This window comes from Bdellovibrionales bacterium, assembly GCA_019750295.1.
GTDB lineage: Bacteria > Bdellovibrionota > Bdellovibrionia > Bdellovibrionales > JAGQZY01 > JAIEOS01.
In genome coordinates this window covers 1-8910 of record JAIEOS010000079.1, presented here as the reverse complement: position 1 = coordinate 8910, position 8910 = coordinate 1, and the positions used below count along the sequence as shown (strand labels likewise).

Genomic DNA, 8910 nt, shown 5'->3' with positions numbered 1-8910 from the left:
CGCCACTGGCGAAGAGTACGCGGATAACCTCGTGGCCGCTTCGGTTTTGCGAGAAAATATTAAGAAAGCCAAATCAGCGAGAGACTACATTCGCTTTAAGTATCGCACCACCGCGATTTATCCTTAACTGGGCTCAACGTCGGGTCACTGGTATTTGACGAATGACCCAAAACTCTGTTTGTGGTAGCGTGGTCTCATGTCTATTAATTCCGAAGAAGAGCTCATCGCCCTTAGAAAAATTGGCCGCATCGTCGCGAATTGCCTCCAGGCCATGGGTCGAGCCCTTGAGCCCGGGATGACGACCCGCGAGCTCGACGAGATCGGTCGAAAATATCTGGAACTTCACGGAGCCACTTCCGCTCCCGAACTTTGCTATAAGTTCCCAGGAGCCACATGCATCAGCGTCAACGAAGAGGCCGCTCACGGAATTCCCGGCGATAAAATTCTCGTCGCTTCGGATCTCGTCAATATTGATGTTTCTGCGGAACTCAATGGATTCTTCGCAGACACCGGTGGCTCGTTTATTATTCCGCCCGAATCCTCAATCAAGAAAAACCTCTGCCTGGCCACAAAACGCGCCTTGGAACTCGCTATCGATCAAGCCCGTGCTGGCCAATTGATGAATCAGATCGGAAAAGCCATCGAAGGGCATGCCAAAAAGCATAAACTCACGGTTATCGAAAACATCGGAAGCCACGGCGTCGGCCGCGCTCTCCACGAGGAACCGGGCTTTATTCCCGGCTACTTTGATCCTAAAGATAAACGCGTCCTCACAGAAAATTTGGTGATCACCATCGAGCCCTTTCTCTCCACCGGAGCCCGAAATGTCTTCGACACCGGTGATGGGTGGACTCTCGCAACGAATAAAAAGTATTTAACGGCTCAATACGAACATACGATGGTCATCACTAAAGGTAAGCCGTTGATTATGACAATACCTCAATGACATTTGCAGAGGTTTCTAGGGAACATATTGTCGTGGTTACATTATATGAAATTGAACAGTCGAGTAGCCCGCATCTTTCGGAAGACGATTTTGTTTTACGACGTCCCAGAGTCTTGGCTCTACGGAATTTATAGCCTCAAAGATCAAGGGATTGAACTCTAGTTGACTTTCCCTGGTCACCGCTATCGATTTTCCTTTAAGATAAGATGGGTTATAGTTTCAAGTTTCAAAATCTGCAGTCATGTTATTTTGCTTTCTAAATGCGATACCCATCGGACAAGATGGGTTGAATTGAAACTTTGAACGTTCGGATAATTTTGTAGGCGCTTTCACTCTGAGTCTGTTCTTGATAAATGACCCAGATGAATTCAAGAAAGCTATTACTAAATTTGGAGAAGAGAGTGAGATTATTAAAAGCCACATTTGCTCCCAGCACGTTAGTTACTGAAAGTACGGAATAATTTAATAAATGTAAATATTTAACCGGAAGATCCCTGCGTTTATGTTTTTGAATATTTTGAACTATTTTGGAGATTTTTGGAGTATTTGTAACCAAAAAACGACCATCTTAAATTCGACTTTTATGCTATGATTTTAATATGATCACTGGGCGCCCGACAAAATACAGGACAGAGTATTGCGACGAAATCATCGACTTTATGTCCGATGGAAAGTCGCTAACTGCATTTGCAGCTAAACTCTCCGTGTCAAAGGATACAGTGTATCAGTGGAGTAAAGATCATTCCGACTTTTCCGACGCATTAGATATAGCTAAAACCAAGTGTGAAGCTTTTTGGGAAGAGGCAGGATTATCCGGACTTTTCTCTGAAAAGGGACGTTCACTCAATGGCCGCATTTGGATGTTTTATATGAAAAGTCGGTTCGGATGGAGAGATGAATCATCAGATCCAACGAACGTTCAAACTATTCGCTTAGCTTACGCTCTCCCCAGCAAAGACTAATTCGAAAGCAAGAGAACTCCTTATTAAGGAGTGATTATGTCTCGCTTGCGGGAAAACTGTCTATTATGCGTTTATTACTTACTAAATGACTCGAGAGGTAAGCCAACTGTGCCTCTAAGCAAATATACCGCCGCAGGGAACTGTCTCGCTGCAGAGCTTTTGAGTCTCTCACGGGAGATTCGCCTTTCTCGAATGTCCAAGCTACGGCCTAATAAAGATATTATATGAGTCATCTGCCTAAACTTCTAAAATCTGAATGCCTAAAACGAGGCATAACTGTCACTGAACTTGCAAAAAAAGCAGGTGTGCCGAAAGCTACCGTACACGCATGGATCGGTGGACGAGAGCCCAAACTTCAGCAGCTTCGAAAAGTTGCGTCAGCTCTCGAGATGTCTTTTCATAAATTAGCATTTGGCGAAAACGACCCGCATGAAATTGATAGCGAAGTGCTCTTAAGGGAAATCTTTAGCGGCGACGTCAGAGTGACGTTACACAAAATAGAACGGAGAAAATTATGAAAAAACTAGTGCTGTTGCTTACGCTATCGGGATGTGCGGCAATGTCCCTCAAGGCAGTTGATCAAAAGGACCTCATCCACTCCTATGTTATTGAGAATAAAAAGAGTAAGTCCGAAAATTACCAAAGTGCCCTTGTGTTCTTCTCCAAAAATCTTGTGGATAGTAACCAGGCAATCAAAATGCAAGATAAGGAATCGGGGCGCATAATAACAAGAATGATACATGTTTGTGACGATCTATTAAGGCCCGATGTAGTTAATATAACTACGGGTAAGATTCCGACGGAAATCCAATATAATATTGAGACCCTCGTAAAGGACAAAAAGGTAAAATTGAATCTCGAAATGACTGGAGTCAATGCGCAGACATTGGGTGGAAACATGCAGAGGCCGATCGCTCAAGCGAAAGGGCAAGAGCAAGCAATTAAAAAATGTTCGGACAAATTAAAGAATTTCATTTTAGAGGGCTTAGCAAAAGACACGGAAACTTTTTAGATGTTTACTATCTAAAACTCATAAATAATACCGAAACTAATTTAGATCATTAGAACTATCAAAAGCACCTTTTGTTCGGAGACATCGTTCCTTTGCCACTAACTCCGAATTTCTTCCATCAGACAATATAGGATAGGACTTGAGCCCTTTAAAATACCTTATGCCTTTGGAAATGCATTCATCTACGTCTTTGGCAGCGAGATTTTTAGCTGGTTCGACAGCCGATAGTGTTGTTGTTTTAGATTTAGGGATCCATCCGGATTCCCAAGCTACTTCCTTCTCGTCTGCTCTCACGATCTGAGCATATAGCCATTCGCCTTGTTGACACTTAGCTCGCAGTTTGTAATCCGGATTTACTTCCCGGTATTCAATTTTCCCCAAGAATTCCGTCGCCGCGCGATTCACGACTCTTTTGGATTTTTTATCGGGCTTTTCGAACATAGCAGAGGTAATGCCTTTTTTTATCGAAAAAAACCCGTCAACTTGAGTTCCAACAGCGCACGTAGCTGACTTACCCTTATCCTCTGCCCAGCTACATGTGTAGGTTACAAGCGAAACAGCTAAAATAAATAATTTCAAAGCTTTATTAAACATAACCAATCGTACCCGAACTTAGTAATTAGTCCAGAAACTTTAAGTGCCAGCTAGTCCTTCATAATCGGCTAAGAACGAAAAAACAGGAGTGCTAAATTTATTAATATTTTTGAGGATGTTTTCATCGTCATTATGACTGCCCAGGCACAAGTAATAATTTTCATTTTCATGTTTAGCAAAAACAATCCACTGCCCGGTCATGGCATTTCGCGCAATACGCTGTTCGAACAATTTGACAGGGTCATAAAGCGCCCACATCTCTTCCCATGTTTTACAGCGTTCAACTTCATCTTTCGAAATCTGTTTGGTTTCCGTAGCCACGTTGCGAGGGATAAAATTTGGTTGAGAATAATGTTTCTTATATAACCCCTTTAAAGGAAGCTTCAAAAATTGATCCGGGGGCCTAGTTCTAGACCCGATTCCCTTTCCCTCTAAATGATTAATTTCGTCGAGGACCTGGTGATAATGGAGGGTTCGAGTTATTAAGCCCAAATAAAGTTGTAGCAGTAGGCCCGGCCCAACTCGCCTGGCATAGGAAGGATCAATACCTAACTCACTCTCCATGTGTTCGCTTGTAAATTTTAAGTAATCCACATTATTCATCTATCAACCTTCCAGTTTATTGCAAATCATGAATATGTAGGGCGGAGATGGAATTCGCCACCTGTTGGGAAAACTCCATCCAGAGTTTGGGCGTCCTCATCGCACCAATACCTAAAGTATTCTGATTTAAGCGATATATGATCCAAGAGCGTCATCTGAACATGATGGATGTACTGAGGTGTAATTTCGAGGCTTGATCCAAGCTCACATTCTAAATGCTTCTTTACGAAATCGCTGTATGGATACCGGTTCCCTAGCGCAAGGTGAATCACTTCCATTTCGGAATCAAGAGAATGAAAATACTTCGATTGATTATTCCTGTAGTTTTTATCTTTCCGTCCAAACTTATGGAGGAAGCAGTTTCGAGTTTCCCGAATTTCTGAGATTGCGGATCTATTGTATTTCGTAAATTGCGCAAAGGTCATCTTCGGAGAATATGGAAAGTTGCTAGGCGTGGGTAATTCGGGTAGGTCCCATGGACAATCAGGGTCAGATTCTTTCAAAATTTCTTCAGCTAACGAAAACATCGTTAGGAAAGTCTGAGCTTCAACTGTGTTAGAGGCTTTAAAATCCTTAAACAAGTCGATAAGTGTTGTATCGTCCAACTCATACTCCACATCAGGCAAAATGAACGATCTTGGCGTAACCTTATTAATCTGTGTAATAGTCTCTAAGGGTAGAAAGTTTAGAGAACCTCTTATAAATTTATATTCCCACCAAAGAGAGCAAAGGAGTTGGTATGTCTTTCCGACTAGCGCAGGCATATCAGATGTCACAGGAATTTTTTTCATTTTCCACCTATCGATTGTGTTAAAAATTCGCTGAGCGACATAGCTTGGCTCTTAACGAAGCCAGATTGATTAAGATAATTATTAAAATCTTTAAGAGCGTTATCATCTGTAATCAAGTAGCTGCAAAGGGAACCCATTACGATAAATGCCAAATCGTCCCAATTACCCTTTTTTAAATCTTTTATACACAAAAGTTCTGGATTTTTGGAATAATCACGAATTGCATTACCCACGCCCCTTAAATAAATCAATCTGATGTAAGTTCGCAGATAGTTAAAGCGAATGCCGCTGGAGTTTACAATTTTTCTGGCCCGTTTTTTACTGAATCCGGGCAACCTAGCGAAAGCACCGTAGTAAAAATTCATTTTTCCAAATGGAAGAGGAACATGGGGATTAAAAGCCTCAGCAAGATCCTCGTTGGGAAAGGATAATGCCCTCGATCGCAGTTTTTTATCAACCTTAAGTAGATTTTCCTTTCTTATTTTTGCACCCTCCCTGTGGACTTTTAATTTATTTAAGAAAGATAGACATTCCGCTTTGTCTGTTAATGTCTTCAATAAGTATGGCCACCTAGGTGAGTTCTTCGCGGTGGGAACGTTCGACACCAAACCATTTCTGCGAAGCTCTTTCCGCAACCATTCTTCTGTTGGTTTCGTTATAATCACTACGTTGTCATCGATAAGTGGTTTAAAAAATCCGAAATTTGTAATCTTATTTGCGATTCGCTCATCATCTCCACCCTCGAATATCTCAGTTATAGCATCCAAAGGTATTAATAGTTTAATCTGGAGATCCAGCAATTTTTTTGGTAGGCGTTTTGACATGGAAGCATCTTTTAACAAGTTATCCAAGCTACATGTATCGATAACAGCAAATCCATCCATACTATTTTTGAATTTCGTTTAATCGTTTATAAATTAAATTTTCCATAGCGATCGAAGGTATATCGTAAATGGGTTTTAAATCATCCCTGAGCGCAACTATCAAAGCCCTAACCTCCTCAATACTACCGCACACCATGTAGAGCTCTTCGAGGTATCGGGAAGGTTTGGAAAAATAATCGTTATGAAGTTGGGAAGCTAAGACGATCATACTCATCTCCTTAACAGCAACACTGCAGTCGATCAGGCATTTCGCAAAATGCACGTTCGAAGATCCCTCCTGCCTTTTGTTCGTAATAATCTCCAACTTCTGTAACTGCTTTTTCATCTGATTTATGGCGCTTGCCGCATCGCTAACGTATTTCCCTTCGAGATCTACATTTTTACTCTTCGAGAATGCCTTAACGCTCTTATTTTCTGATGCGCTAATGAGGTACATTCCGGCGCAAAAAAGATTTTCGACGAACTGAATTTTCTCTTCCGTTGTTAGCCCTTTTTTGCGGAGGTAATTATTAAAGTGTCTGATATGGACGGCAAAGAGATTTAGGAGTGTTCGACCGGTGTCTCTATCGACCATAAATTCTTGTAAATTCGTCGCTTCTTCGACTCTGACATCAAGATGTGCCTTTAGCTGTTCGTCCGTAGTTTCCGAATATCCTAAAAAACCACCCAACGCGGAAATATCTCTCATTGGCCCTCCGAGATATGACTCTTATACACGCAGCAGCCGCTGCTGAGAAGGGGTTCGAATGAAATCAATACGATATATGCGAGAAGAATTAGGGATCAGCCAGATTAAATTGGCGCAGTTGGCCGAGGTTTCAAGATGGCGACTGCAGTCACACGAGAGTGGCCTTACCGAATTAACGGAAGAAGAATGTTTAAGATGCGTGGACGCTTTAAATGAGATTTACGGCGATCTTTTAACAAAGTTCAAAGGACATGACCGTGGGGGAAGAGATCACAAATTTGCCGAAGTTTGATTTTGATATGGCTCACGAATTTCTCAACGCGCTCGACTCATGTGCCGATGGATTTTCTTTTCAAACTTTCTATGACTCAAAAAAACCTAAGGAATCTGATTTTAAAAATTTTGAAGATTTTAATAAAAGCTTAGCGCAATACTCGGTTGCCCAAAGGAAGTGTTCCAGAATCCTTCACGGGTCATTTAAAGATCACCTGGCAGAACTCACTAGGCTACAAAAAATGGGAGCGGGAGTTTACGTTACAATCAATAAAACTGACTTACGTGGTCGCAGAGAGTCTAACATCATTGCAATCAGAGCGCAGTTTACCGACGCCGACGATTCGAACTCCGTTCCATTCGATCTCACTGCGTCGCTGATGCTTGAATCTGCGAGAGGGCAGCATAACTATTATTTCCTGCACGAAGGTGAGCCGAAAGAACTTTTTTCTGGAGTTCAAAGAGAACTTTCATATTATTTAAAAACTGACAGTCAGATAAACGATTTGCCTCGCGTGATGCGACTACCGGGATTTTACCATTTAAAAGATCTCAACAATCCTCGACTTGTACGCATTAAGGAAATTACCAATAAAAGATACCACTGCTGGGAAATCATTTCGAAGCTTGGGGAACAGTTTGGAGGTTACAAATGACACCAGTTGAACGCGCAAGAAAATATGTGAGGCTTATACCGGGCGGACTTGAGGGAGACGGGGGATACAAGAACCTCTTTACTACGGCTTGCATATTAGCGCGGGATTTTAATCTTGCTGTGAAGGACGCGCTGCCAATTCTCAAAGAGTACAACGAAAGGTGCCTTCCTCCCTGGGAGGAAAGAGATTTACTGGAAAATTATAACAAGGCTCTTAAGTATGGGAAGCGCGACATCGGGTCTAAAAACAGTTCAGTGAAGGCGATAAATAAAAGCCGTACGGAAAATTCTGCGTTGTCGATGTGGACAATGTCCGATTTTATAAAACTAAATCTGCCCAAGCCTATCTGGATAGTTGAGGGACTATTTTGTTTAGGCGGCGTATCGATGATAGCCAGTAAACCCAAAGTTGGAAAATCCAGTCTTATGCTATGGATGTCTTTGTGTATTTCGCGAGGTCAGGATTTTTTGGGAAGGAAATGTCTAAAGTATAAGGTTATCTATCTGGCACTTGAGGGTAATCTTGGCCAACTACAATGTGACTTGCGGAACTTAAGTGCTTCGGAAGAAGATATTTTGATCTTTCATGGAAGTCTCAAGGAAAAAGGTTTTGAGGCATTTTCGGAATCCGTAAAGCAGAACTCACCTTGCGTAGTTATCGTAGACACTTTAGGGAAGGCTTTGGATGTAAAGGATTTAAATGATTACACCGAAGTATATAACGCTTTAGAGCCTTTCGTTAAGCTCACAAGAGAAACGAATTCACTAATTATTTTCACTCATCACCAGAACAAAGGTGACTCCGACTCTGATAATAGCATCTTGGGCTCAACGGCTCTTCTTGCCTCACTGGATACTTACTTCGCTCTAAAGAAAGACCGCAATAATAAGCGCTACTTCAGTACTACCCAGCGGTATGGCGATAGTGTCGAAGATTGTTTAATCCAAATGAGTGAAGACAAGTCTTTTTCTAGTGCGGGAGATAGGACTCATGTTTACCAAAGCGAAATCGAAGTAAGAATAATGTCCACGCTTAAAAATACGGGTCCTCAATCTGAACCGGACTTGTTGACGATGGTTACAGGAAAGACAAAAACCATGAAAACAGCACTTCGTGTCCTGGAAAAACAAGGCAAAGTTTCCAGGACGGGTACCGGTAAAAAGAATAGCCCCTTTATCTACGAAGTTCCCTCTAAGGACATCTCAAAAGGAACTTCCAATGGCTAATATTGGTTCCTTTTCTACATTTCTAATGGGGGAACGACAATGAAGCTGTCTGACAACCTGGTGAAAATCGACCAACTTTCCAATGCGCTAGGGATTCCTAAATCCACTATATACTACCTGGTACACCGTCGGCGCATACCACACTATAAGGTGGGAGGGGCCCTGCGATTTAACCTCGATGAGGTATTGAAACATTACCCCGCATCCGCGGATAAAATTCTAATAAATCTCTAGAATTACCGACAGCAGAGGCTGAGCGAAATTTTTACTTTTCA

The 8910-nt window shown here is 41.9% G+C and carries 14 protein-coding genes; 8 read left to right on the top strand and 6 right to left on the bottom strand.

Going from position 1 to position 8910, the window contains the following annotated elements; all coding sequences use genetic code 11:
- Window positions 1–196 precede the first annotated feature (196 nt).
- A complete protein-coding gene (gene map / locus K2Q26_12490) occupies window positions 197–946 on the top strand; it encodes a type I methionyl aminopeptidase (GenBank protein ID MBY0316336.1) in 750 nt (249 codons plus the stop codon).
- 256 nt (window positions 947–1202) lie between these two features.
- Here the strand turns inward: map and K2Q26_12485 are convergent, their stop codons facing one another.
- Complete coding sequence (locus K2Q26_12485) at window positions 1203–1367, bottom strand: hypothetical protein (GenBank protein ID MBY0316335.1); 165 nt, start codon at window positions 1365–1367, stop codon at window positions 1203–1205.
- Between the two features lie 178 nt (window positions 1368–1545).
- Between K2Q26_12485 and K2Q26_12480 the strand changes: the two genes are divergently transcribed.
- The 3 genes from K2Q26_12480 (at window position 1546) to K2Q26_12470 (ending at window position 2920) form a co-directional block, all read left to right on the top strand.
- On the top strand, window positions 1546–1908 hold the full coding sequence (locus tag K2Q26_12480) for a helix-turn-helix domain containing protein (protein ID MBY0316334.1): 363 nt from the start codon (window positions 1546–1548) through the stop codon (window positions 1906–1908).
- 224 nt (window positions 1909–2132) lie between these two features.
- On the top strand, window positions 2133–2426 hold the full coding sequence (locus tag K2Q26_12475) for a helix-turn-helix domain-containing protein (protein ID MBY0316333.1): 294 nt from the start codon (window positions 2133–2135) through the stop codon (window positions 2424–2426).
- The gene (locus tag K2Q26_12470; GenBank protein MBY0316332.1) at window positions 2423–2920 is read left to right on the top strand and encodes a DUF4468 domain-containing protein; all 498 of its coding nucleotides are present in this window, start codon (window positions 2423–2425) and stop codon (window positions 2918–2920) included. Before K2Q26_12475 ends, K2Q26_12470 begins: the two co-directional genes overlap by 4 nt.
- A gap of 36 nt (window positions 2921–2956) precedes the next feature.
- On the opposite strand, the gene K2Q26_12465 is transcribed toward K2Q26_12470, so the two are convergent.
- Genes K2Q26_12465 through K2Q26_12445 form a run of 5 tightly spaced genes read right to left on the bottom strand, consistent with a single transcriptional unit; the run spans window position 2957 to window position 6480 of the window.
- Window positions 2957–3514, bottom strand: a complete 558-nt coding sequence (locus K2Q26_12465; protein ID MBY0316331.1) for a hypothetical protein — start codon at window positions 3512–3514, stop codon at window positions 2957–2959.
- Window positions 3515–3553: 39 nt separating this feature from the next.
- Window positions 3554–4117: a hypothetical protein gene (locus tag K2Q26_12460; GenBank protein ID MBY0316330.1), complete on the bottom strand. Its 564-nt coding sequence runs from the start codon at window positions 4115–4117 to the stop codon at window positions 3554–3556.
- Window positions 4118–4143: 26 nt separating this feature from the next.
- Window positions 4144–4908 (bottom strand): hypothetical protein, encoded by a 765-nt coding sequence (locus K2Q26_12455; protein MBY0316329.1) that lies wholly within the window; start codon window positions 4906–4908, stop codon window positions 4144–4146.
- Window positions 4905–5792 carry a hypothetical protein gene (locus tag K2Q26_12450; GenBank protein ID MBY0316328.1) on the bottom strand — a complete coding sequence of 296 codons (888 nt, stop codon included), beginning with the start codon at window positions 5790–5792 and terminating at the stop codon, window positions 4905–4907. Before K2Q26_12450 ends, K2Q26_12455 begins: the two co-directional genes overlap by 4 nt.
- A 1-nt stretch (window position 5793) precedes the next feature.
- On the bottom strand, window positions 5794–6480 hold the full coding sequence (locus tag K2Q26_12445; GenBank protein MBY0316327.1) for a hypothetical protein: 687 nt from the start codon (window positions 6478–6480) through the stop codon (window positions 5794–5796).
- 58 nt (window positions 6481–6538) lie between these two features.
- On the opposite strand from K2Q26_12445, the gene K2Q26_12440 reads away from it, so the two are divergent.
- Genes K2Q26_12440 through K2Q26_12425 form a run of 4 tightly spaced genes read left to right on the top strand, consistent with a single transcriptional unit; the run spans window position 6539 to window position 8869 of the window.
- Window positions 6539–6772, top strand: a complete 234-nt coding sequence (locus K2Q26_12440) for a helix-turn-helix domain-containing protein (protein MBY0316326.1) — start codon at window positions 6539–6541, stop codon at window positions 6770–6772.
- A complete protein-coding gene (locus tag K2Q26_12435; protein ID MBY0316325.1) occupies window positions 6732–7409 on the top strand; it encodes a hypothetical protein in 678 nt (225 codons plus the stop codon). The genes K2Q26_12440 and K2Q26_12435 overlap by 41 nt, the downstream gene beginning before the upstream one ends.
- Window positions 7406–8635, top strand: a complete 1230-nt coding sequence (locus tag K2Q26_12430) for a helicase RepA family protein (protein ID MBY0316324.1) — start codon at window positions 7406–7408, stop codon at window positions 8633–8635. Before K2Q26_12435 ends, K2Q26_12430 begins: the two co-directional genes overlap by 4 nt.
- Before the next feature lie 39 nt (window positions 8636–8674).
- On the top strand, window positions 8675–8869 hold the full coding sequence (locus K2Q26_12425) for a helix-turn-helix domain-containing protein (protein ID MBY0316323.1): 195 nt from the start codon (window positions 8675–8677) through the stop codon (window positions 8867–8869).
- Window positions 8870–8910: the final 41 nt, after the last annotated feature.

Excerpts from the sequence above, each read along its gene's own strand:
- map (MBY0316336.1), top strand. The coding sequence starts at position 197 with ATGTCTATTAATTCCGAAGAAGAGCTCATCGCCCTTAGAAAAATTGGC.
- K2Q26_12480 (MBY0316334.1), top strand. The coding sequence starts at position 1,546 with ATGATCACTGGGCGCCCGACAAAATACAGGACAGAGTATTGCGACGAA.
- K2Q26_12475 (MBY0316333.1), top strand. The coding sequence starts at position 2,133 with ATGAGTCATCTGCCTAAACTTCTAAAATCTGAATGCCTAAAACGAGGC.
- K2Q26_12470 (MBY0316332.1), top strand. The coding sequence starts at position 2,423 with ATGAAAAAACTAGTGCTGTTGCTTACGCTATCGGGATGTGCGGCAATG.
- K2Q26_12465 (MBY0316331.1), bottom strand. The coding sequence starts at position 3,514 with ATGTTTAATAAAGCTTTGAAATTATTTATTTTAGCTGTTTCGCTTGTA.
- K2Q26_12460 (MBY0316330.1), bottom strand. The coding sequence starts at position 4,117 with ATGAATAATGTGGATTACTTAAAATTTACAAGCGAACACATGGAGAGT.
- K2Q26_12455 (MBY0316329.1), bottom strand. The coding sequence starts at position 4,908 with ATGAAAAAAATTCCTGTGACATCTGATATGCCTGCGCTAGTCGGAAAG.
- K2Q26_12450 (MBY0316328.1), bottom strand. The coding sequence starts at position 5,792 with ATGGATGGATTTGCTGTTATCGATACATGTAGCTTGGATAACTTGTTA.
- K2Q26_12445 (MBY0316327.1), bottom strand. The coding sequence starts at position 6,480 with ATGAGAGATATTTCCGCGTTGGGTGGTTTTTTAGGATATTCGGAAACT.
- K2Q26_12440 (MBY0316326.1), top strand. The coding sequence starts at position 6,539 with ATGAAATCAATACGATATATGCGAGAAGAATTAGGGATCAGCCAGATT.
- K2Q26_12435 (MBY0316325.1), top strand. The coding sequence starts at position 6,732 with ATGACCGTGGGGGAAGAGATCACAAATTTGCCGAAGTTTGATTTTGAT.
- K2Q26_12430 (MBY0316324.1), top strand. The coding sequence starts at position 7,406 with ATGACACCAGTTGAACGCGCAAGAAAATATGTGAGGCTTATACCGGGC.
- K2Q26_12425 (MBY0316323.1), top strand. The coding sequence starts at position 8,675 with ATGAAGCTGTCTGACAACCTGGTGAAAATCGACCAACTTTCCAATGCG.